This window comes from Erythrobacter sp. AP23 (assembly GCF_001542855.1).
Classification (GTDB): domain Bacteria; phylum Pseudomonadota; class Alphaproteobacteria; order Sphingomonadales; family Sphingomonadaceae; genus Qipengyuania.
The window spans coordinates 331,471-356,192 of the sequence record NZ_LNBY01000018.1; the positions used below are offsets into that span (position 1 = coordinate 331,471).

A 24,722-nucleotide genomic window follows, 5' to 3' on the forward strand; every position below is an offset into this window, starting at 1 on the left:
CGTGCTGGAATGCTCAGGGTTTGGCTGCTAGCCACGCGGCATGAGCGATGCAACCACGAGCGCACGTAGCAATACTTCAGGCGGCCAAACGATCCGGCCCGACGAGGCGGCGCATTTCGGCAGGCTGGCCAAGGACTGGTGGGACCCGAAGGGCTCCTCCGCCATGCTGCACCGCCTCAACCCGGTCCGTCTGCAGTTCCTGCGCGAGGCGATCGACCTGCACTGGGCGGGCGATATCGAGGCGCGTCGCCCGCTGGCCGGCAAGAGCGCGCTCGACGTCGGCTGCGGCGCCGGTCTGCTGTGCGAACCGCTGGCGCGCCTGGGCGCCGAAGTCACCGGCGTCGATGCCGCGCCCGAAAATGTCGCGGCCGCCGCCCTCCATGCCGAGGGCGCGGGGCTCGACATCCGCTATATCGCTGGCGAGATCGGGAGCCTCGACATCGGCACGTTCGACCTCGTCAGTGCGATGGAAGTGATCGAGCATGTCGCGGACAAGCGCGCCTTCGTCGCCGCGCTTACCGCCAGGCTTGCGCCCGGCGGCCTGATGGTCCTCTCCACCCCCAACCGCACGCCGCAATCGCGGCTGCTGATGATCGGCGCAGCCGAAGGCATCGGGCTGATCCCCAAGGGCACGCACCACTGGGACGATTTCATTACCCCCGAGGAACTGGGCGACCTGCTCGACGAGGCCGGGCTCGAGATGGGCTATCCGAAGGGGATCGGCTTGTCGCCCGCCAAGGGCCTGTACCTGACCGACGACCTGTCGCTGAACTACATAGTCACCGCCCGAGCGCGCTGAGCACCAGTGCCGGATCGTCGGTAAATACACCGTCCGCACCCGCGGCGTGCACCATCTGCGCGAGTGTGCCGAGATCGCCGGTTGCACTCTCCTCCTCGCCACGGCGCAGCGCGGGCGGCAGGAAGGCATTCTCCTTGCGCAGCGTCCAGGCATGGACCTCGAGCCCGGCTGCCTGCGCATCGGCGACAAGCCGTGTCGGCGCGCCATCGGGCGACAGGACATGGCCGAGATACGGTCCGATACCGTCTGCATAGCTTGCCACTTCGGCGAGGCCCGAGGGGGTCATGATCTCGGACCAGCTCATCGCGGGCTCATCATAGGGGCCACCCTGCGGTCCGATCAGCAGCACCAGCGGTGTTTCGACCAGGCGGTCGAGACGTTTCAATGGCCCGACTTCGAATACCTGCACGTATACGTGGTCGTCGGCGTCGTCGAGATCGGCCTTGCGCAGCGCTGTGGCGAGCAGATCCACCGTATCGATCCCCTCCTCCTGCAGCAGCCAGGTCGGATGCTTGAGCTCGGGATAGATCCCGATCGGGCGCCCGGTTTCGGCTTCCTTCGCCTGCACCAACGCGACTATCTCCTCGAAGGTGGGAATCTGGTAAAGCCCGTCGAAACGCGCATTGGCGGGGCGCAAGCCGGGCAGCCGCTCGCGGGCGCGCAGGCTGCGCAGTTCGGCAAGAGTGAAGTCCTCGGCGAACCAGCCGCTGACCAGCCGCCCCTCGATCGTCTTCGAACGCCTGCGGTCGGCGAACTCTTCGCGGCTGGCAACATCGGTGGTTCCGCCGAGCTCGGTCTCGTGGCGCGCGACGAGGTGCATGTCCTTCGTCACCACAAGGTCGGGTTCGATATAGTCCGCGCCCTGGTCGATCGCGCGTTCATAGGCTGCCAGCGTGTGCTCGGGCCGCTCGCCGCTGGCGCCGCGATGCGCAATGACTATGAAGTCGTCGGCCGGCGCAGCCGCGACGGGCGCTGCCGCCAGCGCCGCGAGGATCAGGAGAAGTGCGCGGACCATTCGTCTTCCTTGAAACCGACCAGCAGGGCGCCGTCATGCTCGACGACGGGGCGCTTGATCATGGAAGGGTTGTCTTGCAGCAATTTGACGGCCTTGGCCGCGTCGACATCGGCCTTGTCCTCCTCGGGCAGCTTGCGCCAGGTCGTGCCGCGGCGGTTGAGCACGGTATCGACGCCCTCGGACTCGATCCATGAAGCGAGTTTCGCCGGATCGGCGCCGTGCCTCTTGTAATCATGGAAGGTGTATTCGACCCCCTGCGCGTGGAGCCACTTGCGCGCCTTCTTGACCGTGTCGCAATTGGGAATGCCGTAAACAATCGTATTCGTCACCGGTCCATGACCCCTTTTCTTGCTTCTGCCGCACGGCTACCGGTCGATGGGCCGTTTGAACAGAGCTTGCGTCGTCTCCTTGGTCAGGGCCGCCGGAGCGGGAACTCCGACGGCCCTTGTGCTGGCTGGAACAGATCGGCCGGTCAGTCGCCGAAGCGGGCCGTCAGTTGGACACCGAAGAACCGCGGCTCGGCCGAGATAAAGGTCGGGATACCGAAGGCACCGCCCGTATTGCCGGCATCGAGCAGATAGTCTTCGTCCAAGGCGTTGCGGATGAAGCCTGCGATTTCATAGCGGTCATCGGCGAAGGAAAAGCCCGCCCGCGCATTGACCAGCGTCACCGGTCCTTGCGAGATCAGCGGATTGTTGGGCACTTCGAAGAAAATGCGGCTGCGATGCGTGATGCTCGGCGTGGCGAAGAACCTGACGCCGCCGCCCAGTGGGTAATCCACGGTGAAACCACCCGACGCCTGCCACTCTGGCTGCAAGCGGAAACGCGCACCCGAAAATGCCGGCGAAAATGCGCCGTCTTCGTCGATCCCCCCGTCGATGAAGCCGACATTGCCGAACAGCTGCAGCCAGTCGGTCGCGTCGAGCGCGATCTCCGCCTCGACACCCAGATTGCTCGCGCTGCCGGCGCTCGCGGTTTCGAAGGCGCCGGTAGGGTTGCCGTTAGCGTCGAGCTGGGCGATCGAGACCTGGAAGTCGTCATAGACCTGGTAGTAGATGCCGAGCGAGGCCGAGACCGTACCGGTGGCGATCTTCACGCCGCCTTCGTAGTTCCACACGGTCTCCTCAGCGATGATATCGAGGTCGGGGACGGGATTTCCCGCACCATCGCGGGTTGCTCCAAGCTGCACCACCGGGGCGCGGCGGCCCTTCGAGACCGTCGCAAAGACATTCACATCGTCGGTAATGCGATAGAGCGCGTTGAAACGCGGCAGTACCGCATCGAAATCCTCTTCTGCGGTAAAGGTCCGTCCACCCGTATCCACCTGACCCGGGATCAGCGGCGCACCGCTGAGTACCGCGTTCGGGATCGACGCGATGAAGCCGGACTCGCGGTTCTCGAACAGGACGCGCACGCCCGCGGTCAGCTCGAGCCGGTCGGTTGCGATCCAGGTCGCGTCGGCAAAAACCGAATAGGCTTCGTTGCGGCCCTGGTTCTCGAACACCGAAGCATAGGGGATCGCGGTTGCCGCACCTGCCGTGGCCAGTGCGGTGACCTGCGAGGCTGGAACACTGCCGTCCGGCGCGACGCAAGGAATGCCCGGGATCAGCGGCGCGCCGAACAGCGTGGTGAGGCACTGGAGATAAGTGCCCTCCTCGGTCGCGAAGGGCACGTTCTGGATGCCATCCTCGACGAAAGCGTTCCAGCCGAAGCTGGCGCGTAACTGCGAGCCGCTATAGGTGAAGCGTCCTTCGTGGCTGAATTGATCGCCCTCGGCGATTTCGGTGAATTCGAGGAAAGGGGCCGCAGTCCCATCGGCATCGAACACCTCGGCGCTGTCGAACTTGCGATATCCATTGACCGTGGTGAAGGTCCAGTCGTCGGCGAACTGCCATTCGGCCGTCAGGTTGAGGTCGTAGACCTCGCGGTCAAGGCCGAGCTGGTCATCGCCCAGTGCCGCCGCGCCTGCCGGGTTGCCGCCCAGATTGGCATCCTCGAAGGCATTGGCCGCGCCACCGGGAGCCCCCGCGAATGCCGGGAAGGTGCCGGAAATGAAGGGTGTGCCGCCATTGCGCTGCTGGTCGTAAGTGCCGATCAGGTCGATCGTGAGATCGGGCGTCGGTGTGTAACGCAGCGATGCGCGGATACCGAACTGGTCCTGCGAATAGAGCTCTTCTTCCTGCGCCGGGTTGAGGTTTTCGACATAGCCGTCGCGCGTGCGCCATTCGAAGGCGACACGGCCGGCGATGACGTCATTGCCCACATTGAGATGGCCGCCCAGCAGGGCCTGGTCGAAATTGCCGTAACCGCCGGTCAGCTCGGCCGAGAAGCCATCGCGGGGACGCGCGGAGACGAGGCTGATCGCGCCGACCGCCGAAGCGGTGCCGAAGAGGGTCGCTTGCGGCCCCTTGATGACCTCGACACGGTCGAGATCGTAGATCGCCTGGTACGAACCGCGCGAGCGCGAGATGTCGACACCATTGTAATAGAGCGTGACACGCGGACCCTGCTGCGAGGAGCCGCTGTCCGAGGTGATCCCACGGATCACGATGCCGGGATTGTTGGCGCTCTGTTCCTGGATATTGAGGCCGGGCACATAGTTCGACAGCTCGTCCAGGTCCGATACGCCCAAGTCTTCGATCCGTTCGTCGGTCACGGCAGAAATGGTGATCGGCACGTCTAGCGCTCGCTGTTCGATCTTCTGCGCGGTGACGATGATCGTATTGCCGGAAACCGTCTCCTCGGCTCCCGGTCCTTCCTGCGCCAGCAGGGGCACGGGCATTGCGGCGACGGAAGCGAGGAGAGCGCTGCGGAGGACGGTGCTTTTCATGGGAGCCTCTGGATGACGGGAGGGGACGGAACGTCCCGCCCTCTACGGTCGGCCCATGACAGGGTGGCGGCAGTGATCTTACAGTCCGGAGTAACGGGCAATCGGCAACGCCGCGCCTGACCGCAATGTCAGAAAGGCCGATCCCACCAGTTGGGAAAATTTCCCAACCCTGCGGAATTCCCATCCTGCGCAGCATGCGCCCACGGCGGCAAAAGCCCTGTTTTCTGCGCTTTCCCGGTTTTGGCACAGCTCCTGCAATCCTTCCGGCAACCGGCAAGACGGACTTGCCGAGAGATACAACGGAAGGAAATGCACCATGATCACCACGACCAACCAGAGCCTGTTCGCCGCCGCTTTCTCGATCGCCATTTCGGCTGCGCTGTTCGCCTCGGCCATCATCCCGGCCAGCCCCGCCGTCTTCGCCTGATCGCCAAAACCAGCCTGGGCGCCGCATTACGGGTCGCCCACCAGACAAGGACCATCACGATGTTCGCCACCGACAACCAGCCCCTCTTCGCCGCAGCCTTCTCGATCGCCGTCTCAGCAGTGCTCTTCGCCACGGCCATCGTTCCCGCCAGCCCGGCGGTGTTCGCCTGATCTCGAAGAAGAATGAAAACTGTCCCGCCAGGACCAATCCAGCGTCGCCTGATCCTGCGCGCTAGGCCCTAGGCACAAGATGCGCATCGGCGATCGCCACGGCTAGCGCATCGGCCGCATCGGTCCCGGCAATCTTCGCCCCCGGCAGCAGGACCTTGAGCATGGCCTGTACCTGTTGCTTGTCCGCTCCGCCCGTACCGACAACCGCCTTCTTGACCAGCCGCGCTGCATGCTCGTTAACGCCAAGGCCCGCCGCGCCGCATGCCGCCAGCACCGCACCCCGCGCCTGCGCCAGCTTGAGCGTCGATTGCGGGTTCTTGTTGACGAAGACCTCCTCGGCGGCCGCGCGGGTCGGCCGGTGGGTCTCAATCACCTCCGCCAGCGCCATCTGCAGCGCCGCCAGCCGCTGGGCAATCGGTGCCTTCGTTTCGGTCGGCACCTGCCCGTTGGCGACATGCGTCAGGCGCGCGCCCTCTGCCCGGATCACGCCCCAGCCGGTGCAGCTGAGCGAGGGATCAAGGCCGAGGATCACGGTCATGCGCAGGATACCTTGTGAGAGATCAGCCCGGCAGGCCGATCAGCCAGCCCAGACGCCAGGCGATCGCCAACAGGAAGGCGCCGCCCAGCACGAGTGCCAAGGCCCAGTCGCGCCAGGTCAGTTGTCCAGCTTCTCCATCACCTCATCCGAGATGTCGTAATTGCCCCAGACGGTCTGGACGTCGTCGTCTTCCTCGAGCGCGTCGATCAGCTTGAGCAGAGTTCCAGCGCCCTTCTCGTCCATCTCTACAGTGAGGTTGGGTTTCCATGCGAGCTTGACCGTCTCCGCTTCGCCCAGCGCCTTTTCGAGGTCGCCGGCGACTTGGTGCAGGTCTTCCGCCGCGGTCCAGATCTCGTGGCCGTCTTCGGAGGACGAGATATCGTCCGCGCCGGCCTCCATCGCGGCTTCGAGAACCTTTTCCTCGTCGCCCGCATCGGCCGGGTAGAAGATGAAGCCCAGTCGCTCGAAACCGTGGGCAACCGAACCTTCGGTGCCGAGATTGCCGCCGTTCTTCGAAAAGGCGGTGCGCACGGCGGTGGCGGTGCGGTTGCGGTTATCGGTCAGCGCCTCGACGATGATCGCGCTACCGCCCGGGCCGTAGCCTTCGTAACGGACCTCTTCGTAATTCTCGTCATCGCCGCTGGTCGCCTTGTCGATCGCGCGCTGGATATTGTCCTTGGGCATCGACTGCGACTTGGCGTTGTTGACCGCCAGGCGCAGGCGCGGATTCATATCCGGATCGGGCATGCCCATCTTGGCCGCCACGGTGATTTCGCGCGACAGCTTGGAAAACAGGTTAGAGCGCTTCTTGTCCTGCGCGCCCTTGCGATGCATGATGTTCTTGAACTTGGAATGGCCGGCCATGGGTTCGCTTTGTAGCTGGTATGGTTGGACGTCTTCTCATCAGAGAATCTTGGGGGTCGCCTTAGCCGCATGACCGTGGGAACGACAAGCCTTGCGCGCGCGAATTCGACGCGCGGCGAATGGGCGAATTTCGCCGCATTCCTCAAGCAACCCGCCTTGCCCGAGCGGGCGAACGCGCCAGGGCTGGCGAGCCTTGTGGCCGTCCTGCGCCTGCTGCTGCTCGACCTGGCCGTGATGGGCGTGCTGCTGGCGATCGCCAGCGCGGTCATGGCCATCGGTATCGACGTGCCCGAAACCGCGCTGGCAGGCGTGGAGATCGGTCCCGGCATTATCTTCGCCGTGATTGTCTTCGCCCCGCTGGCGGAAGAGATCGCCTTTCGCGGCTGGCTTTCGGGCCGGCCGGGCCATGTGCTCGCGGTTCTCGTCATCCTTGGCGCCGTGGCGATGGCCGTGGCGCTCGGTGGCGGATCGACCGATCCCGGTGCGCTCCACGGCGCGGCCCTGGCCGTTGTCGGCGGAATGCTGATCGGATTGGCGGCCGTGTTCGCGCTGCGCAAGCGCGGGAGAATGGGCTGGTTCGCAGCTGTGTTCCCCGCCCTGTTCTGGCTCAGCACGCTGGGCTTTGCGAGTATTCACCTGTTCAACTTCCCGGCCGACGAAATGGCGATGGCGCTTCCGCTCGTACTGCCGCAATTCGCGATCGGCACCATGCTCGGCTATCTGCGAGTGCACTATGGATTGTGGGCAAGCATCCTGCTGCACCTGCTCCACAATGGCGCGTTCATTTCGCTGGTTCTGCTGGCGGGCGGCGCGGCCTAGCTCAGACCTTTACGGCCGTGCCGCTGGCCGAAACCATGAGCATCGAGCCGGTTTCCCCGATCACCTCGTAATCGAGATCCACGCCGACGACGGCATTGCCACCTCGCGCGCCGCATTCGGCCTGCAGTTCCTGGATCGCCTGCTCGCGTGCTTCGGCAAGGACGCGCTCGTAGCTGCCCGAGCGCCCGCCGACGATATCGCGGATATTGGCGAAGAGATCGCGGAACAGGTTCGCCCCGACGATCACTTCGCCGGTGACGATACCGAGATAATCCTGGATCGGCCGGCCCTCGATGGTCGGCGTGGTCGTCACGATGATCCCGCGGGCGTCTTTCCAGGGGCTGGGCATTTATTTTTTCCTTTCCGCGATTTACAGATATCTTGTGGATCTCAAGGAACTCATCGCCATACTCATTGCCGATGTTGCAGAGGCAAAGAGCCGTCTGCAGAAAGAGGATACTCAGACTGCAAGGCGCGAACTAATTAGAGCGCAATTCGCCGCAATTGAAGGGCTGGTTTGGCTAGCCCGTCAGCATATCGCAGGGGTAGCTCGGGAGATGGACAAGCTGACAGAAGACGAAGCGTCAGCTCTGAGCGAACAATCGATCTCGATCGGGCAAAATGGAAAGATCACAATCCAGAGAAAGTTCATCCCGACGGCCGCCGCTATTAGATTCCTTGCCAGACTGGCAAGACGGATTTGCCATGAACCGGTGCTCGAGCTGACTGATGCCGGATGGTCGAGGTTGAGCAACGCAACTCAGATTAGAAATCGCATCACGCATCCCAAGCGATCGTCAGACATGGAGATCGAGGAACGCGACCTCGCCGACAGCGAAGTCGCGTTTGCTTGGTGCTTCGAAAGCCTCATCATCGCAATGGAACGGGTCACGCTGGCCTTCCGCGACGAAGTCGAAGGAATTGGCGAAGTTCTTCGCCTCCTCAATGAAAATGACCCAACCGCTTGGGCTCACTATCAAGCGGCGATGACCGACGACCTCGATCGATGATCCTCACTCCATACCGATTGCCGCCTTATAGGTTTCGAGCAGTGTTTCCATTTCCCTGCGATCATTAATGTCCATCTTGCGAAGCTTGATAAGCTGCCGCATCAGTTTTGTATCGTAACCGACCGCCTTGCCCTCGGCATAGACGTCGCGGATGTCGTCGGCGATGCCCTTCTTCTCTTCCTCGAGGCGTTCGATGCGCTCGATCAGCAGGCGCAGGCGGTCGTCGGTGGCTTCGGCCATTTCGTCTTAACTCCGGTGATGTGAGAATCGCCCTCGGGCGAGAGGCACGTGCGATAGCGCCGCCCGCTCCCGCGCGAAACCGCCCTTGTCGATAATTTGCGCTAACGCAAATCCGCCTTGTTGCGCGTAAGGCTGGCTTCCATCGCCGCGATCTGCTCCTCGGTCGCTGGGCTCTGGCGGGTCGTTTTCCATTCCTCCATCGGCATTCCATGGATGAGTTCGCGCGCTGCATCCTTGTCGCCCTCGAAGCCGGCCTCGCGGATCCAGTCCGCCAGGCAATTGCGGCAGAAGCCGGCAAGTCCCATGAGATCGATATTCTGGGCATCGTGGCGGTGTCGCAAGTGCCGTACCAGCCGCCGGAAAGCCTGTGCCGCTACGGCATCGTCGAGTTGGTCGAGCGGGTCTCCCGCATTCGTAGTCATCGTTTCATCGTCCTTGCTTTGTCGCATGGCGGTGCCATAGGCGAATCCCCATGGCAGAACCCGCACCGAAGCTCGACCCGCGCGGCCGCAAGGTCAAGATCCTCGCGACCGTCGGCCCCGCCAGCCGCTCGCCCGAAATGCTGGGCCGCCTGTTCAAGGCCGGTGTCGACGCTTTCCGCGTCAACATGAGCCATGGTGAACATGGTGATCACGCGCAGACGATCGCAGCGATCCGGGCGATGGAAAGAAAGTTCATGCGCCCGATCGCGATCCTCGCCGATCTGCAGGGACCCAAGCTGCGTGTCGGCAAGTTCAAGGACGGGCAGGCGGTGATCCGTCATTCGGGGCACTTCACGCTCGACCGAAATCCCGAACCCGGTGACGAAACGCGCGTCGAGCTGCCGCACCCCGAACTGTTCGGCCTGCTCGAGAAGGGCCAGCGCCTGCTGATCAACGACGGAAAAATCCGCCTCAAGGTGATCAGCGCCGACGACGAGAAGATCCACTGCTCGGCCGAGGTCGGCGGGGTGATCTCGGACCGCAAGGGCGTCAACGTGCCCGATGCCGAAGTACCGATCCCCGCGCTGACCGAGAAGGACCGCAAGGACCTCGCCTTCGCCGTCGGCCAGGGAGTGGACTGGATCGGCCTGAGCTTCGTCCAGCGTCCAGAGGATCTTGCCGAGGCGCGCAAGATGATGGGCGGCCACGGTGCGCTGTGCGCCAAGATCGAAAAGCCGATGGCGGTCCGCCGGCTCGACGAAATCATCGACGCATCGGACGGCATAATGGTCGCGCGCGGCGATCTGGGTGTCGAACTCGAACCGCAGGAAGTCCCGCCCCTGCAGAAAAAGATCGTCAATGCCACCCGCCTCAAGGGCAAGCCGGTAATCGTGGCAACCCAGATGCTCGAAAGCATGATCGAGAGCCCCGCCCCGACCCGCGCCGAGGTCTCCGACGTCGCCAACGCAGTCTATGACGGTGCGGATGCAGTGATGCTTTCGGCGGAAACCGCGGCCGGCGACTGGCCGGAAGAAGCTGTCACGATCATGCACCGTATCGCGCATCAGGTCGAACGCGACGAAGCCTATCTCGAGCGCGTTCGCCTGCTCGACACGCCGCCCGATGCGACGACCGCCGATGCGCTGGCCCATGCCTGCATGACAGTGGCCGATACCGTTCCGGTCAGTGCGATCACGGTCTTTACCGGATCGGGTTCGACTGCGCGCCGCGTGGCGCGAGAGCGGCCGAGCGTGCCTATGCTGGTGCTTACCCCGAGCATGAAAACCGCCCGCCGCCTGGGGCTGTTATGGGGCGCGCATGCAGTTGCGACCAAGGACATCGGCAGCTTCGAGGAAATGATCGCCAAGGGCAAGCGCATGGCCCTGCGCCACGGTTTCGGTCAGGCGGGCAGCAAGATGATCGCGCTTGCGGGCGTTCCTTTCGGCACCCCCGGCTCGACCAACCTGCTCCACGTCGTCACCGTGAGCGGCGACGAGCTGAAAAAGCACCGCAGTTAGAGCGCGCGGCGTTCCTTCATGATGCGCTTGTTGCGTGCATCGACGAGGCGGAAAGCCTTGAAGACAGGAAAGCCGCGGTCGGTCCGCCCTTCGTGGCCGAGAAGCCAGATCTGCTGATAGAACCAGTAAATCCCGGCGAAACCGCTGACCGCTTTCACGATCTGAAAGCGTCTCAGAAAGCCGAGCCAGGAAGGGAGCAGGTCGAGATCGTCTTCGTAGCGAGCCAGCCCCTGCTTGCCGTCCAGCAACGCCTTCGGCGCGTCAGTGTCGACGCAAAGCGGGCGCCCCAGACCGATGACATCCGCCGCGCCGCTTTGCAGCGCCTGCTCCATCGCGGCGCGAGTGCGGAAGCCGCCGGTAACCATCAGCGGCACCGAAACCTCCGCCTGCATCGCCCGGGCGAAATCGACGAAATAGGCTTCGCGAGCGGCAGTCGAAGGGGCGACATTCTGGGGCTCCTCGGCTTCCACACCCTCGACGCCCATCAGCTTGGGCTGTTCATAGGTGCCGCCGGAAATCTCGATCAAATCGACCGTGGCCGCCTCGAGCCATTGGACCACCTGTAGGCTGTCGCCGAAGTCGAAGCCCCCTTTTTGGAAGTCGGCGCTGTTGAGTTTGACCGAAACCGGAAAATCCGGCCCGACCGCTTCGCGCACCGCCGTCACGATCTCGAGCAGAAAGCGCGCGCGGTTTTCGAGGCTCCCGCCGTATTCGTCGGTGCGAAGGTTCACCCGCGGCGAAAGGAATTGCGACACCAGATAGCCATGCGCGCCATGCACCTGCACGCCGGTGAAGCCGGCATCCATGCAGGCCTTCGCGGCCACGGCCCAGCGTTTCACGAGGGCGGCGATCTCGTCCTTCGTCAGAGGCGTCGGCTTGGCGAACTGTCCACCAGGAAGAGCGAGTTGAACGTCCGAGGACGATTTCGGGTGCGGATTGACGAGTTTCTGCGTCTGCCGCCCGCCATGGCTGATCTGTGCCCAGAAATGGTTGCCATTACGCGTGGCGGCTTTGGCCCACCGGGCGAGGCGCGCCTTCATATCGGCATCGGGCTCGGACTCGATGACGACATTGCCGGGCCGCTCGAGATGATCCTTGTCGATGATGATGTTGCCCGACAGCAGCAGTCCGGCGCCGCCATCTGACCAGATGCCGTAGAGCCGTTCGAGCGCCGGAGTGGGCCTGCCGTCCGGGGTAGCCAGCCCTTCGGTCATCGCGGCTTTTGCAAGCCGGTTGGGGAGCACGGCTCCGCATGGCGATTGCAGGTCCGAAGCGAGCGTTACTGTCATCAATTGTCCTCCCTATCCCCGCGCGGGACTCTCCAGCCGGCTACGCGCACGCTCTTCGCCGATCAGCGGGAGCAGCTCGCTCATGTCCGGACCGTGGTCCATACCCGTCAAAGCCTGTCGCAACGGCAGGAACAACGGTTTGCCCTTGCGCCCCGTCGCCTCCTTCAACCTCGCCGTGAGCGCGCGCCACGGATCATCGCCCCATTCGAGCAGTTTGGCGGCTTCGGCCAAATAGGCGCGATCTTCCTCGGAAAACTCGCGCTGCTCGATCGGGCCGGTGACCAGTCGCCACCATTCGGCGGCTTCGCAAACATGCGAGAGATTTGGCCGGATCGCATGCCAGCCCGCCTCGTCGATCCCCTCGGGCAGCCGGTCGGCCACCTCGGCGAACTCCATCTCGTGCACCAGTGCCGTGTTGACGCGTTCGAGTTCGGCTTCGTCGAATTTCGCGGGCGCACGACCGAAGGTCGACAGGTCGAAACTGTCGATCAGCGCCGCGCGATCGGCAATCGGCTCTACCGGTAGCGAAGTGCCCAGCCGCGCGAGCAGCGCGACGATCGCGGCGGGTTCGATACCGCGTTCGCGAAAGGCATCGCAGCCGAGCGAACCGAGGCGTTTGGACAGCTTGCCTTCCTTACCGACCAACAGCGCTTCATGCGCAAAACGCGGCGTTTGCTGCGCTGGGTATTGCGCAGCAATAAGTGCGGTAAACATCTGGATCTGAACGGCTGTGTTGGAGACGTGATCTTCACCGCGGAGGACGTCGGTCACGCCCATATCGAGATCGTCAACCGCGCTGGGCAACATATAGAGCCAGCTGCCGTCGGCACGGCGGATGACCGGGTCCGACAATTGCGCGGGATCGAATCTCTGCGGCCCGCGCACGCCGTCCTGCCAGGCGATCTGCTCGTCATGATCGAGCTTGAAGCGCCAATGCGGGGCAATGCCTTCCGCTTCCTTTGCGGCCTGGTCTTGCTCGCTCAGATCCAGCGCGCCGCGATCGTAGATCGGCGGAAGGCCGCGCCCGAGGCGGATTTTGCGCTTGAGTTCGAGTTCCTGCTGCGTCTCGTAACAGGGATAGACCCGACCTGCGTTGCGCAGCCCCTCGAAAGCGGCGTCGTACTTGGCCAGCCGGTTCGACTGGCGCTCCTCGCCATTCGGTTCGATACCCAGCCATGCGAGGTCGGCACGGATCGCGTCGACATAATCCTCGCGGCTGCGTTCTGCGTCGGTATCGTCGATCCGGAGCAGGAAGCGACCGTCACTTTTTCGTGCGAGCATCCAATTGTGCAGCGCGGTGCGGATGTTGCCGACGTGAAGCCTGCCGGTGGGCGAAGGTGCGAAGCGCGTGACGATGGTCATGTGCGCGCGGATAGCCGAGGGTCGCGCACTTGGCGAGAGGTCTCAGCCGGCGCGCTTGGTGCGGCGTTTCAGGGCGGATTCGCGCATCTGGCGGTATTCGAGGATGCCGCTCGCCTCGCTATTCATCGCCGCTTCGACCGCATCGGCGGATGCGAAACTGTCTCCGGGCACAGGCTCGCAGATCAGATAGCCTTGCGCTTCGTCGCAACCCAGCTTGCGCAGCAGGTCGAGTTGCGTTCGCGATTCGACACCTTCGGCGGTTGTCGCCATCCCCAGCGCCTTGGCGAGCCGGGTAATGCTGGTCACGATCGCCCGATTATCGGCCGACGCTTCTATCCCTTCCACGAAGGCCCGGTCGATCTTGATCCGGTCGAAAGGGAAGCGGCGCAGGTAGCTGAGCGAGGAGTAGCCGATCCCGAAATCGTCGAGCGCGATCTTCGATCCGAGTTCACGCAGCTTCTCCAGATTGGCGGCGCAGATACCACTTTCCTGCATCAGTACATGTTCGGTAATCTCGAATTCGACCCGCGCAGGATCCATGCCCTGCGCATGGATGGCCTGGGCGACCACATCGGCCAGATGCGGGCTGCGCACCTGGGTCGGCGACAGGTTGATCGCGATGCGAAAATCGCCATCCCATTGCGCGGTCTCGGCTAGCGCCTGGCGGATCGACCACTCGCCGATCGGCACGATCATGCCGGTTTCTTCCGCCACATAGAGAAAGTCGGTCGGAGTCACGATGCCGCGCTGCGGGTGATACCAGCGCAGCAAGGCCTCGTATCCCGCAACCTTGCCGGAATCGAGATCGATAACGGGCTGGTAATGAAGGTTGAGTTGCCCGCGCGCGATCACTTCGCGCAGGTCGCTCTCGATTTCGCGGCGCTCGCGCGCCACCCGGTCGAGGGCCTCATCGTAAATGGCCAAGGTGTCGCGCCCTTTGTCCTTCGCGGCAAACAAGGCGATATCCGCGCGGCGCATCAACTCTTCCGCCTCGCACTTGTCATCGGCGCAGCGGGCGATGCCGATGCTTCCCGAAATACGATAGACCTGGCCGTCGATTTCGAACGGTTCGCGGATCGCGGCGAGGAAACGATGGGCGCGTTCGATCAGCATGCCTGCGCCCGACCGCGTCTCGAGCAGGACCGCGAATTCGTCGCCGCCGAGCCGCGCGACCAGGTCGTGTCCGCGCACCTCGCGTTCGAGGCGCGTGCCGACTTCGCGCAAGAGCCGGTCGCCCACGAGATGGCCGCGCGTGTCGTTGACCCCCTTGAAGTCGTCGAGATCGATATAGAACAGCACCGCGCTGCGCGCACGGGAGCTATGCGCGAGGGCGGCACGCAGCCGTTCGTTGAACAGGTAACGATTGGCGAGGCCGGTGAGGTTGTCGTAATGCGCCATGAAGGCGACGCGTTCCTCGATCAGCCGGTCGCCGGTCACATCGCGTGCGACGCCGCCCAACCATCCGTTTCCGCGCGGTCGCGCCGAGAGTTTCCAGTAGCGCAGCTCGCCCTCGACGTTGAGCTTGAGAATGAGGTCGCGGAACTGGCTGTGTTCAGCCAAATGGACCTCAAGCTGATCGCGATCGTCGCCGGGCGCGAACAGATCGATGAGGAACTTGCCCTCGAGGTCTTCCCTTGCAGCCCCGGCAGCCGCGGCGAAGCGGGCAGAGACTTCACGCAGGTGGCCATGCGGGCCAACCGTCCACAGCCAGTCGGACGAATGTTCCTCATAATCGTTGAGCAGCATTCGCACCGTGCTCGACGCTTCACGGAGATTGAATTCCGCCTCCGCCGCCGCGACGATCTGTCTCTGCTGCTCGCGGGTGGTCCCCAGAAAGGCGACGACGAAAAACGCCAGCAGGATGAATGCGGGCCAACCGGTGCCGTCGGTCTGGATCCAAGTCGCCGCGGCGATCGAGACGGTCATAGCGGCGATATGGAAGACTGCCGCCTCGGGAGCGGTCCGGTGAACCAACAGCACGCCGCCGAGAACGGAGAAGGCGATTACCGCGAGCGCAACCGCATCGAAACCGGATGCTACCGATGCGAGATAGGGGAAAATGACGGCCCAGATGCACGATCCGATCCATTGCAGCACTGTGAACCGGCGCCAGTAGCGTTTCAGCTCGCCGAGAGAAGCGTTCTCCTGGTCGAAACGCAGACCCATGACTGCGACAAGCGCGATCAGAGCAGCCATCGCAGCCGTCCACCCCAGAAGGATGACGAGCTGCGCCCGATCAAAAAACATGTAGTTTAGGGCAGCGATCGAACCGAGCGACGGCAGTAGGGACAACCGCATCCCGATGTCCACGTCCGCCAACCGGCGAGTCAGCAGGAGATATTCCAGCGAATGCCTCTCGGCACATTCACCTCCCGCGTCGCGCACTTCGGTGTCGGGCTCTGCTGCGGCCACGAATTCCCCCGGTTGTGGCCCTCACCACCGACGTGGCCACTTACCACACACCGTGCAGCCCATCTCACTTACCGTCAAGCAACATACGGCGTCTCAGTATTCATGCCGATATAGGCGTTTGAAGGCAAAAAGGCCCCGCCGGATCGCTCCGACGGGGCCTTTTACTGTTACATTGACCAGTAAGGCTTATTCGCCGTCCTTGGCATCTTCATTGAGGTAGTCACCCGCGTCGGCATCGGTGCCGTGGGTTTCGCCCTCCATGCTCGCCAGCGGATCGTCGCCGATCGCCGCTTCGGGGCCCTGGGCGAGCTCCGCTTCGTGCTCTTCCTCGGCGGTCTGGGCAGCGATGATCGCTTCCTGGGCCTTTTTCCACTGGGCGCGCAGCGCGGCATCGCGGCTCGAGGCAGTGATGCGCATGCGGTTCATGCCCGCGCCGGTGCCGGCGGGGATGAGGCGGCCGACGATCACGTTCTCCTTCAGACCGACCAGCGTGTCCTTCTTGCCCTCGACCGCGGCCTGGGTGAGCACGCGCGTGGTTTCCTGGAAGGATGCGGCCGAGATGAACGAACGCGTCTGCAGCGAGGCCTTGGTGATGCCCAGCAGGATCGGCGTGCCGACTGCCGGCTGCTTGTTCCGGCCCAGCTTGGCATTGGTCTCGTTCAGCTCTTCCAAATCGACCTGTTCGCCCGGCAGTAGCACCGTATCGCCACCGTCGGTGATCTCGACCTTCTGCAGCATCTGGCGAACGATCACCTCGATGTGCTTGTCGTTGATCTTCACGCCCTGCAGTCGATAGACTTCCTGGATCTCGTTCACGAGATACTCGGCCAGCGCCTCGACGCCCAGAACCTCGAGGATGTCGTGCGGGTTGGGCGAACCGGAAATCAGGGTGTCCCCTTTCTTCACGAAGTCGCCTTCCTGCACGTCGATCACCTTGGTCTTGGGGATCAGGTACTCGACTGCATCGCCTTCCTCCGGCACGATCGCGATCTTGCGCTTCGCCTTGTATTCGCGAACGAATTCGATCTTGCCCGAAATCTTGGCGATGACCGAATTGTCCTTCGGAAGACGCGCTTCGAACAGCTCGGCAACCCGCGGCAGACCGCCGGTGATGTCGCGCGTCTTGGCGGCTTCGCGGCTGGCACGGGCAAGGATATCGCCCGCTTCGACCTCTTGGCCGTCCTCGACCGACAGCGCGGTACCGGGCGCCAGCATGTAGCGCGCGGCCTCGCTGTCGTCGCCCGCATCGTTGAACAGGGTCAGGCGCGGACGCAGATCCTCGTTCTTCTTGCGGCCGGTGGTCTTGGTTTCGGTAACCACACGCTGGGCGATACCGGTGGCATCGTCGACGCGTTCTTCCATGGTCGTGCCGTCGACGAGGTCCTGATAACGGACCACGCCCGACTGCTCGGTGATGATCGGCAGGCTGAACGGATCCCATTCGGCCAGACGATCGCCTTCCTTCACCTTGGCGCCATCCTTGTGCATCAGCACGGTACCGTAGGGCACCTTGTGGATTTCGCGCTCGCGGCCTTCGGCGTCGATCACTGCCAGTTCGCCATTGCGGGCGAGCGACAGAATACGACCCTTCTTGTCGGTGATGGTCGGCATGTCGCGATAGACGACCTTGCCGTCCGACACGGCTTCGAGATGCGAGGTCTCGTTGAGCTGTGCGGCTCCGCCGATGTGGAAGGTACGCATGGTCAGCTGGGTGCCGGGTTCACCGATCGACTGTGCCGCGATGACGCCGACGGCCTCGCCGATGTTGACCGGCGTACCACGCGCGAGGTCGCGGCCATAGCAGGTGGCGCAAACGCCCTGCTGCGCTTCGCAGACCAGCGGGCTGCGGATCTTGGCGACCTGCACTTCCGCTTCCTCGATGATTTTGATCATCGGTTCGTCGAGCAGCGTACCGGCCTTCGCGATGACCGCGCCGGTCGCGGCATTGACGATGTCCTCGGCCACGGTGCGGCCCAGGATACGTTCGCCCAGCGATGCGATGACCGAGCCGCCCTGCACGATGGCGCGCATGTCGAGCGAATTCTCGGTCTTGCAGTCTTCGACCACGATGGTGCAGTCCTGCGACACGTCGACGAGGCGGCGGGTCAGGTAACCCGAGTTCGCCGTCTTCAACGCCGTATCCGCGAGACCCTTGCGGGCACCGTGGGTCGAGTTGAAGTATTCGAGGACGTTGAGGCCTTCCTTGAAGTTCGAGATAATCGGGTTCTCGATGATCTCGCCCGACGGCTTGGCCATCAGGCCACGCATACCGGCGAGCTGCTTCATCTGCGCCGGGCTACCACGCGCGCCCGAATGGCTCATCATGTAGATCGAGTTGATCTCGGCCTGGAGGCCGTCCTTGTCGATCGGGCGGGCCTTGATCTTCTCCATCATGGCATCGGCCACCTGGTCGCCGCAGCGGCTCCAGGCGTCGATCACCTTGTTGTACTTTTCCTGCTGGGTGATCAGGCCGTCCTGATACTGCTGCTCGTAATCGGCGACCATGTTCTTGGTCGTCTCGACCAGCTCCACCTTCTCCTCGGGGATGATCATGTCATCCTTGCCGAAGGAGATGCCGGCCTTGAATGCGTGACGGAAGCCGAGCGACATGATCGCGTCGGCGAACAGCACCGTGTCTTTCTGGCCGGTGTGGCGATAGACCTCGTCGATGACGTCTGCGATGTCCTTCTTGGTCAGCAGGCGATTGACGATGTCGAAGGGAACCTTGTGGTTCTTCGGCAGGCATTCGCCGATCAGCATGCGGCCGGCAGTCGTCTCGAAACGCTTCATTTCGATCTTGCCGTCCTCATCCGCCTGCGGAACCCGGGCGAGGATCTTGGTGTGCAGCGAGACCTGTTTGGTTTCGAGCGCCTGGTGGACCTCGGCCATGTCCGAGAACATCGGCAGCTTTTCGACCTTGTTGCCGTCGGCATCCTCGGCGAACTCGGGCTTCTTCTCCTGCCGTTCCATCGACAGGTAGTAGAGACCCAGCACCATGTCCTGCGAAGGCACGATGATCGGCTTGCCGTTGGCGGGCGAGAGGATGTTGTTGGTCGACATCATCAGGACGCGCGCTTCGAGCTGCGCCTCGAGGCTGAGCGGCACGTGGACCGCCATCTGGTCACCGTCGAAGTCGGCGTTGAAGGCCGAGCAGACCAGCGGGTGAAGCTGGATGGCCTTACCTTCGATCAGCACGGGTTCGAACGCCTGGATGCCGAGACGGTGAAGCGTCGGCGCGCGGTTCAGCAGAACCGGGTGCTCGCGGATCACCTCGTCGAGGATGTCCCAAACTTCCTTGCGTTCCTTCTCGACCCACTTCTTGGCCTGCTTGAGGGTCATCGAAAGACCCTTGGCGTCGAGGCGGGCGTAGATGAACGGCTTGAACAGCTCGAGCGCCATCTTCTTCGGCAAGCCGCACTGGTGCAGCTTGAGTTCGGGGCCGGTCACGATGACCGAACGGCCCGAATAGTCGACGCGCTTACCCAGAAGGTTCTGGCGGAAGCGGCCCTGCTTGCCCTTGAGCATGTCAGACAGGGACTTGAGCGGACGCTTGTTGGCGCCGGTGATCACACGGCCGCGGCGGCCGTTGTCGAACAGTGCGTCGACGGCTTCCTGCAGCATGCGCTTTTCGTTGCGGACGATGATGTCCGGTGCGCGCAGCTCCATGAGGCGCTTCAAACGGTTGTTACGGTTGATGACGCGGCGATAGAGGTCGTTCAAATCCGACGTCGCGAATCGGCCACCGTCCAGCGGCACCAGCGGGCGCAGTTCGGGCGGAATGACCGGAACGACTTCGAGGATCATCCATTCGGGACGGTTGCCCGATTCGATGAAGCTCTCGACGACCTTCAAACGCTTGATGATCTTGGCCGGCTTGAGCTTCGACTTTGTGGTCGCGAGCTCTTCCAGCAGATCCTCTTTCTCCTGTTCGAGATCGAGATCCATCAGCATGATCTTGACCGCTTCGGCACCGATGCCGGCGCTGAAAGCGTCTTCGCCATACTCGTCCTGCGCTTCGAGCAGTTCGTCCTCGGTGAGGAGCTGGAACTTCTCCAGCGGCGTCAGGCCGGGCTCGGTGACGATGTAGCTTTCGAAGTACAGCACGCGCTCGAGCTGCTTGAGCTGCATGTCGAGCAGCAGGCCGATGCGCGACGGCAGCGACTTGAGGAACCAGATATGCGCAACCGGCGCGGCCAGTTCGATATGGCCCATGCGCTCGCGGCGAACCTTGGTCACGGTCACTTCGACGCCGCACTTTTCGCAGACGACGCCCTTGTATTTCATGCGCTTGTACTTGCCGCAGAGGCACTCATAGTCCTTCACCGGACCGAAGATGCGCGCGCAGAACAGGCCGTCACGCTCGGGCTTGAACGTGCGGTAGTTGATCGTTTCCGGCTTCTTGATTTCGCCGAAGGACCACGAGCGAATGCGCTCGGGGCTGGCGATGCCGATCTGGATCTCGTCGAAAGTCTCGGGCTTCGCGAGCTGGTTGGTGAATTTGGTCAGTTCGTTCATGACTTATTCCCTTAGCGGGTGAATTCCTTGTGGGCGGGGGTGGGGAGCGCGTGGCCCCCCTATTCCGCCGCGATCGCGAAGCCGTCGTCGTCCTCGTCGTCGTCGCTGAGCGACTTCAACTCGACGTTCAGGCCCAGGCTGCGCATTTCCTTGACGAGCACGTTGAAGCTCTCGGGAATGCCCGCCTCGAAGGTGTCGTCGCCCTTGACGATCGCTTCGTAGACCTTGGTACGGCCGATCACGTCATCCGATTTCACCGTGAGGATTTCCTGCAGCGTGTAGGCGGCGCCGTAGGCCTGGAGCGCCCAGACCTCCATTTCCCCGAAGCGCTGGCCGCCGAACTGCGCCTTACCGCCCAGCGGCTGCTGGGTGACGAGGCTGTAGGGGCCGATCGAACGGGCGTGGATCTTGTCGTCGACGAGGTGATGCAGCTTGAGCATGTAGATGATGCCCACGGTGACCTTGCGGTCGAAGGCTTCACCCGTGCGTCCGTCGAACAGCACCGACTGGCCCGAGCTGTGGAGCCCGGCCTTTTCGAGCTCGACCGTGACATCGCCTTCGCGTGCACCGTCGAACACCGGTGTGCCCATGGGGACACCTGCGGTGAGGTTGCCGGCCAGTTCGACCACTTCGGCGGTCGAACGGCTGTCGATCGCTTCGTGATACTCATCGCCGTAAACCGTCTTCAGACGCTCGACCACGGCCTCGGGCGGCTTGGCTTTGGCATAGTCTTCCGCCGCATTCGGATTGGCACGCTTCCACTCTTCGAGCTGCTCGCCGATCTGATGGCCCAGATTGCGGGCCGCCATGCCGAGGTGCGTTTCGAAGATCTGCCCGACGTTCATGCGCGACGGCACGCCCAGCGGATTCAAGACGATGTCGACCGGTGTCCCGTCTTCGAGGAACGGCATGTCCTCGACCGGCAGGATGCGGCTGATGACGCCCTTGTTCCCGTGGCGGCCGGCCATCTTGTCGCCCGGCTGCAGCTTGCGCTTCACCGCGACGAAGACCTTGACCATCTTGAGCACGCCCGGGGCGAGTTCGTCACCACGCTCGAGCTTTTCCTTGCGGTCCTCGAACTTCTCTTCGATGAACTTGACCGCTTCGTCGTACTGCGACTTGACCGCTTCGAGCTGCGCCTGGCGACCGTCGTCGGCCACGGCGAATTTGAACCACTCGTGCTTGTCGACACCCTCGAGCACCTCTTCGGTGATCTCGGTGCCCTTCTTGACGCCCTTGGGCGCTGCCGAAGCCGTCTGGCCGACCAGCATGTCGCGCAGGCGGTTGTAGGTCGCGCGGTTGAGGATGGCGCGTTCGTCGTTCGAATCCTTGCGGAGGCGTTCGATTTCCTCGTTCTGAATCGCACGCGTACGGTCGTCGATCTCGATACCGTGGCGGTTGAAGACGCGGACTTCGACGACCGTGCCGGCCACGCCCGGCGGCAGGCGGAGCGAGGTGTCGCGCACGTCGCTGGCCTTTTCGCCGAAGATGGCGCGCAGGAGCTTTTCTTCCGGCGTCATCGGGCTTTCGCCCTTCGGCGTGATCTTGCCGCACAGGATATCGCCCGGGTGCACTTCGGCGCCGATATAGACGATGCCCGCTTCGTCGAGGTTGCGCAGGGCCTCCTCGCCGACATTGGGGATGTCGCGGGTAATGTCTTCGGGGCCGAGCTTGGTGTCGCGCGCCATGACTTCGAATTCCTCGATATGGATCGAGGTGAAGACGTCGTCCTTCACGATACGCTCGGAAATGAGGATACTATCCTCGTAGTTGTAGCCGTTCCAGGGCATGAAGGCGACCAGGCTGTTGCGGCCCAGCGCCAGTTCGCCGAGATCGGTCGAAGGACCGTCGGCGATGATGTCGCCGGGCTCGACCGTCTCGCCCACCTTCACCAGTGGGCGCTGGTTGATGCAGGTGTTCTGGTTCGAACGCTGGAACTTCTGCAGCGTGTAGATGTCGACGCCCGACTGGCCGGGTTCGACATCGCCGATCGCGCGGATCACGATACGCGTCGCGTCGACCTGGTCGACGATGCCGCCGCGGGTCGCCGCGATGGCTGCGCCCGAATCGCGCGCAACGGTTTCTTCCATGCCGGTGCCGACCCAGGGCGCTTCCGCCTTGACCAGCGGCACGGCCTGGCGCTGCATGTTCGAGCCCATCAGCGCGCGGTTGGCGTCATCGTTTTCCAGGAACGGAATAAGCGATGCGGCGACCGAGACGAGCTGCTTGGGGCTAACGTCCATCAGCGTGATGGTGTCGCGCGGCGCCATCAGGTTGTCGCCGTCGTGACGAGCCGAGACCAGTTCTTCGACAAACGAGCCGTCTTCGGTCAGATCGGCCGAAGCCTGCGCCACCGTGTGCTTCTGCTCTTCCATCGCCGACAGGTAGACGACTTCGCTCGTCACTTTGTTGTCGACGACCTTGCGATACGGCGTTTCGATGAAGCCGTATTTGTTGACGCGCGCGAAGGTCGAAAGCGAGTTGATGAGGCCGATATTCGGGCCTTCGGGCGTCTCGATCGGGCAGATGCGGCCATAGTGCGTCGGGTGGACGTCGCGCACTTCGAAGCCGGCACGCTCACGGGTAAGGCCGCCCGGGCCAAGCGCTGAAACGCGGCGCTTGTGGGTGACTTCCGACAGCGGGTTGGTCTGGTCCATGAACTGCGAGAGCTGCGAGGAACCGAAGAACTCGCGCACTGCGGCCACGGCGGGCTTCGCGTTGATGAGGTCGTTGGGCATGACGGTCGAGACGTCGACCGAGCTCATGCGCTCCTTGACCGCGCGCTCCATGCGCAGCAGCCCGACGCGGTACTGGTTTTCCAGAAGTTCGCCGACCGAACGTACGCGGCGGTTGCCGAGGTTGTCGATGTCGTCGACATCGCCCTTGCCGTCCTTGAGGTCGACCAGTTCCTTGACCACGGCGAGAATGTCTTCCTTGCGCAGCGTGGTGACGGTGTCTTCGGCGTCGAGTTCGAGACGCATGTTGAGCTTGACGCGGCCGACGGCCGACAGGTCATACCGCTCGCCATCGAAGAAGAGGCCTTCGAACAGGGCTTCGGCGGTTTCCTTGGTCGGCGGTTCGCCCGGGCGCATGACCTTGTAGATGGCCTCGAGGCCCTCGTCGCGGTTCTCGGCCTTGTCGACCTTGAGCGTATTGCGGATCCACGGACCGGTGGTCACGTGGTCGATATCGAGCAGCTCCATCGCGTCGATGCCGGCGGCATCGAGCACTTCGAGGTTCTCGGCAGAGACCTCGTCGCCCGCCTCGATGTAGATGCGGCCGGTCTTCTCGTCGATCATGTCGCGCGAAGCATAGCGACCGAAGATTTCCTCGGTCGGCAGCAGCAGCGTCTCGAGACCGTCCTTGGCCGCCTTGTTGGCTGCACGCGGGCTGATCTTTTGGCCGGCAGGGAAGACTTCCTCACCGGTCTTGGCATCGACCAGCGCGAAGGCCGGCTTCTGGCCGCGCCAGTTCTCGGCGACGAAGGGAATGGTCCAGCCTTCGCCCTTCTTGCCGGTCGAACGCTTCCAGGTGACGGTGTCGTAGAAATGGTCGAGGATGTCTTCGCTGTCGAGGCCGAGTGCGAACAGCAGCGCGGTGACCGGCAGCTTGCGCTTGCGGTCGATACGCACGTTGACGATGTCCTTGGCGTCGAACTCGAAGTCGAGCCAGCTACCGCGATAGGGGATGATCCGGGCAGCGAAGAGGAGCTTGCCCGAGCTGTGAGTCTTGCCGCGGTCGTGGTCGAACAGCACACCCGGCGAACGGTGCATCTGCGAGACGATCACGCGCTCGGTACCGTTGATGACGAAGGTGCCGTTACCCGTCATGAGCGGCATGTCGCCCATGTAGACGTCCTGCTCCTTGATATCGAGGACCGAGCGGGTCTCGGTTTCCTGGTCGACCTCGAAGACGATCAGGCGCAGCGTCACCTTCATCGGTGCGGCATAGGTGATGCCGCGCTGGCGGCATTCGACGATGTCGTATTTCGGCGCTTCGAGTTCGTAATGGACGAAGTCGAGTTCGGCAGTGCCGGCGAAGTCGCGGATCGGGAACACCGAACGCAGCGTCTTTTCGAGGCCGGAGACGTAGTCGATCTCCTTGTTCGAGCGCAGGAACTGTTCGTAGCTCTCGCGCTGGACCTCGATCAGGTTCGGCATGTCGACGACTTCGTGGATGTCGCCGAAGATCTTGCGGATACGACGCTTCGCCGTGCCCTGCGCGTTCGTGCCCCGGGTCTTCTTCGGAGCCTTCGCCTTGGTAGCCATAAGGGGTAGTTACCTCTTCTCGTGTGCGCCGGAGATCGTCCGCGTCTCTGGGCGGACAACCCCTCGGAATTCGTGTCTCATGCGCGTGAGATCATAGCCGGGACGCGAAAAGGCCGCAGCGTGACGCACACCGGTCCCGGCATGCCTGCTGCAGCTTCTCAAGCGTCGCGAATATGGAAACGCCGCTTCCATCCTGTGCCCGATCCCCGCGCATGAATCGGACTC

19 protein-coding genes are annotated in these 24,722 nt (G+C 63.2%); 6 read left to right on the forward strand and 13 right to left on the reverse strand.

Annotation, left to right across the window (positions count from 1 at the left end; all coding sequences use genetic code 11):
- The first annotated feature begins 40 nt into the window (after window positions 1-40).
- Window positions 41-799, forward strand: a complete 759-nt coding sequence (gene ubiG, locus ASS64_RS14530) for a bifunctional 2-polyprenyl-6-hydroxyphenol methylase/3-demethylubiquinol 3-O-methyltransferase UbiG (RefSeq protein ID WP_067696004.1) — start codon at window positions 41-43, stop codon at window positions 797-799.
- Here ubiG and ASS64_RS14535 read toward each other — a convergent pair.
- The 3 genes from ASS64_RS14535 to ASS64_RS14545 form a co-directional block, all read right to left on the reverse strand.
- The gene (locus tag ASS64_RS14535; RefSeq protein ID WP_067696007.1) at window positions 780-1,814 is read right to left on the reverse strand and encodes a glycerophosphodiester phosphodiesterase family protein; all 1,035 of its coding nucleotides are present in this window, start codon (window positions 1,812-1,814) and stop codon (window positions 780-782) included. The genes ubiG and ASS64_RS14535 overlap by 20 nt on opposite strands.
- Window positions 1,793-2,143, reverse strand: coding sequence for an ArsC family reductase (locus ASS64_RS14540; protein WP_067696010.1), 351 nt, complete (start codon window positions 2,141-2,143; stop codon window positions 1,793-1,795). Before ASS64_RS14540 ends, ASS64_RS14535 begins: the two co-directional genes overlap by 22 nt.
- A gap of 143 nt (window positions 2,144-2,286) precedes the next feature.
- Window positions 2,287-4,644, reverse strand: a complete 2,358-nt coding sequence (locus ASS64_RS14545) for a TonB-dependent receptor (RefSeq protein ID WP_067696013.1) — start codon at window positions 4,642-4,644, stop codon at window positions 2,287-2,289.
- 316 nt (window positions 4,645-4,960) lie between these two features.
- On the opposite strand from ASS64_RS14545, the gene ASS64_RS16885 reads away from it, so the two are divergent.
- Window positions 4,961-5,071, forward strand: a complete 111-nt coding sequence (locus tag ASS64_RS16885) for an enoyl-CoA hydratase (protein WP_198147728.1) — start codon at window positions 4,961-4,963, stop codon at window positions 5,069-5,071.
- Window positions 5,072-5,130: 59 nt separating this feature from the next.
- On the forward strand, window positions 5,131-5,241 hold the full coding sequence (locus ASS64_RS16510; RefSeq protein ID WP_083508397.1) for an enoyl-CoA hydratase: 111 nt from the start codon (window positions 5,131-5,133) through the stop codon (window positions 5,239-5,241).
- Window positions 5,242-5,302: 61 nt separating this feature from the next.
- On the opposite strand, the gene ruvC is transcribed toward ASS64_RS16510, so the two are convergent.
- Together ruvC and ASS64_RS14555 are read right to left on the reverse strand one after the other, a co-directional pair.
- A complete protein-coding gene (ruvC, locus tag ASS64_RS14550) occupies window positions 5,303-5,779 on the reverse strand; it encodes a crossover junction endodeoxyribonuclease RuvC (protein ID WP_067696016.1) in 477 nt (158 codons plus the stop codon).
- A gap of 117 nt (window positions 5,780-5,896) precedes the next feature.
- Window positions 5,897-6,643, reverse strand: a complete 747-nt coding sequence (locus tag ASS64_RS14555; RefSeq protein WP_067696020.1) for a YebC/PmpR family DNA-binding transcriptional regulator — start codon at window positions 6,641-6,643, stop codon at window positions 5,897-5,899.
- 69 nt (window positions 6,644-6,712) lie between these two features.
- Between ASS64_RS14555 and ASS64_RS14560 the strand changes: the two genes are divergently transcribed.
- Window positions 6,713-7,462 carry a type II CAAX prenyl endopeptidase Rce1 family protein gene (locus tag ASS64_RS14560; protein ID WP_067696023.1) on the forward strand — a complete coding sequence of 250 codons (750 nt, stop codon included), beginning with the start codon at window positions 6,713-6,715 and terminating at the stop codon, window positions 7,460-7,462.
- A gap of 1 nt (window position 7,463) precedes the next feature.
- On the opposite strand, the gene ASS64_RS14565 is transcribed toward ASS64_RS14560, so the two are convergent.
- Window positions 7,464-7,811, reverse strand: a complete 348-nt coding sequence (locus ASS64_RS14565; protein WP_198147729.1) for a heavy metal-binding domain-containing protein — start codon at window positions 7,809-7,811, stop codon at window positions 7,464-7,466.
- Window positions 7,812-7,845: 34 nt separating this feature from the next.
- Between ASS64_RS14565 and ASS64_RS14570 the strand changes: the two genes are divergently transcribed.
- Window positions 7,846-8,472 carry a hypothetical protein gene (locus tag ASS64_RS14570; protein WP_067696028.1) on the forward strand — a complete coding sequence of 209 codons (627 nt, stop codon included), beginning with the start codon at window positions 7,846-7,848 and terminating at the stop codon, window positions 8,470-8,472.
- Between the two features lie 3 nt (window positions 8,473-8,475).
- Here ASS64_RS14570 and ASS64_RS14575 read toward each other — a convergent pair whose 3' ends face one another.
- Both ASS64_RS14575 and ASS64_RS14580 read right to left on the reverse strand, forming a co-directional pair.
- On the reverse strand, window positions 8,476-8,712 hold the full coding sequence (locus ASS64_RS14575; protein ID WP_067696031.1) for a DUF2312 domain-containing protein: 237 nt from the start codon (window positions 8,710-8,712) through the stop codon (window positions 8,476-8,478).
- A gap of 101 nt (window positions 8,713-8,813) precedes the next feature.
- A complete protein-coding gene (locus ASS64_RS14580) occupies window positions 8,814-9,134 on the reverse strand; it encodes a DUF1244 domain-containing protein (RefSeq protein ID WP_067696240.1) in 321 nt (106 codons plus the stop codon).
- A gap of 50 nt (window positions 9,135-9,184) precedes the next feature.
- Here ASS64_RS14580 and pyk point away from each other — a divergent pair, with 50 nt between their 5' ends.
- Window positions 9,185-10,651 carry a pyruvate kinase gene (gene pyk / locus ASS64_RS14585; RefSeq protein WP_067696034.1) on the forward strand — a complete coding sequence of 489 codons (1,467 nt, stop codon included), beginning with the start codon at window positions 9,185-9,187 and terminating at the stop codon, window positions 10,649-10,651.
- Here pyk and ASS64_RS14590 read toward each other — a convergent pair.
- The 5 genes from ASS64_RS14590 to rpoB form a co-directional block, all read right to left on the reverse strand.
- Window positions 10,648-11,940 (reverse strand): NADH:flavin oxidoreductase/NADH oxidase family protein, encoded by a 1,293-nt coding sequence (locus ASS64_RS14590; RefSeq protein WP_067696037.1) that lies wholly within the window; start codon window positions 11,938-11,940, stop codon window positions 10,648-10,650. The genes pyk and ASS64_RS14590 overlap by 4 nt on opposite strands.
- 12 nt (window positions 11,941-11,952) lie before the next feature.
- Window positions 11,953-13,302 (reverse strand): glutamate--tRNA ligase, encoded by a 1,350-nt coding sequence (gene gltX, locus ASS64_RS14595; RefSeq protein WP_067696040.1) that lies wholly within the window; start codon window positions 13,300-13,302, stop codon window positions 11,953-11,955.
- 42 nt (window positions 13,303-13,344) lie between these two features.
- Window positions 13,345-15,714 (reverse strand): EAL domain-containing protein, encoded by a 2,370-nt coding sequence (locus ASS64_RS14600; RefSeq protein WP_067696042.1) that lies wholly within the window; start codon window positions 15,712-15,714, stop codon window positions 13,345-13,347.
- A gap of 186 nt (window positions 15,715-15,900) precedes the next feature.
- Window positions 15,901-20,229, reverse strand: coding sequence for a DNA-directed RNA polymerase subunit beta' (gene rpoC, locus ASS64_RS14605; protein WP_067696045.1), 4,329 nt, complete (start codon window positions 20,227-20,229; stop codon window positions 15,901-15,903).
- A gap of 59 nt (window positions 20,230-20,288) precedes the next feature.
- Window positions 20,289-24,497: a DNA-directed RNA polymerase subunit beta gene (rpoB, locus tag ASS64_RS14610; protein ID WP_067696048.1), complete on the reverse strand. Its 4,209-nt coding sequence runs from the start codon at window positions 24,495-24,497 to the stop codon at window positions 20,289-20,291.
- Window positions 24,498-24,722 lie beyond the last annotated feature (225 nt).

Excerpts from the sequence above, each read along its gene's own strand:
- ASS64_RS14560 (WP_067696023.1), top strand. The coding sequence starts at position 6,713 with ATGACCGTGGGAACGACAAGCCTTGCGCGCGCGAATTCGACGCGCGGC.
- rpoB (WP_067696048.1), bottom strand. The coding sequence starts at position 24,497 with ATGGCTACCAAGGCGAAGGCTCCGAAGAAGACCCGGGGCACGAACGCG.
- ASS64_RS14555 (WP_067696020.1), bottom strand. The coding sequence starts at position 6,643 with ATGGCCGGCCATTCCAAGTTCAAGAACATCATGCATCGCAAGGGCGCG.
- ASS64_RS14535 (WP_067696007.1), bottom strand. The coding sequence starts at position 1,814 with ATGGTCCGCGCACTTCTCCTGATCCTCGCGGCGCTGGCGGCAGCGCCC.
- pyk (WP_067696034.1), top strand. The coding sequence starts at position 9,185 with ATGGCAGAACCCGCACCGAAGCTCGACCCGCGCGGCCGCAAGGTCAAG.
- ASS64_RS14580 (WP_067696240.1), bottom strand. The coding sequence starts at position 9,134 with ATGACTACGAATGCGGGAGACCCGCTCGACCAACTCGACGATGCCGTA.
- ASS64_RS14575 (WP_067696031.1), bottom strand. The coding sequence starts at position 8,712 with ATGGCCGAAGCCACCGACGACCGCCTGCGCCTGCTGATCGAGCGCATC.
- ruvC (WP_067696016.1), bottom strand. The coding sequence starts at position 5,779 with ATGACCGTGATCCTCGGCCTTGATCCCTCGCTCAGCTGCACCGGCTGG.
- ASS64_RS16885 (WP_198147728.1), top strand. The coding sequence starts at position 4,961 with ATGATCACCACGACCAACCAGAGCCTGTTCGCCGCCGCTTTCTCGATC.
- rpoC (WP_067696045.1), bottom strand. The coding sequence starts at position 20,229 with ATGAACGAACTGACCAAATTCACCAACCAGCTCGCGAAGCCCGAGACT.
- gltX (WP_067696040.1), bottom strand. The coding sequence starts at position 13,302 with ATGACCATCGTCACGCGCTTCGCACCTTCGCCCACCGGCAGGCTTCAC.
- ASS64_RS16510 (WP_083508397.1), top strand. The coding sequence starts at position 5,131 with ATGTTCGCCACCGACAACCAGCCCCTCTTCGCCGCAGCCTTCTCGATC.
- ASS64_RS14545 (WP_067696013.1), bottom strand. The coding sequence starts at position 4,644 with ATGAAAAGCACCGTCCTCCGCAGCGCTCTCCTCGCTTCCGTCGCCGCA.
- ubiG (WP_067696004.1), top strand. The coding sequence starts at position 41 with ATGAGCGATGCAACCACGAGCGCACGTAGCAATACTTCAGGCGGCCAA.
- ASS64_RS14590 (WP_067696037.1), bottom strand. The coding sequence starts at position 11,940 with ATGACAGTAACGCTCGCTTCGGACCTGCAATCGCCATGCGGAGCCGTG.
- ASS64_RS14565 (WP_198147729.1), bottom strand. The coding sequence starts at position 7,811 with ATGCCCAGCCCCTGGAAAGACGCCCGCGGGATCATCGTGACGACCACG.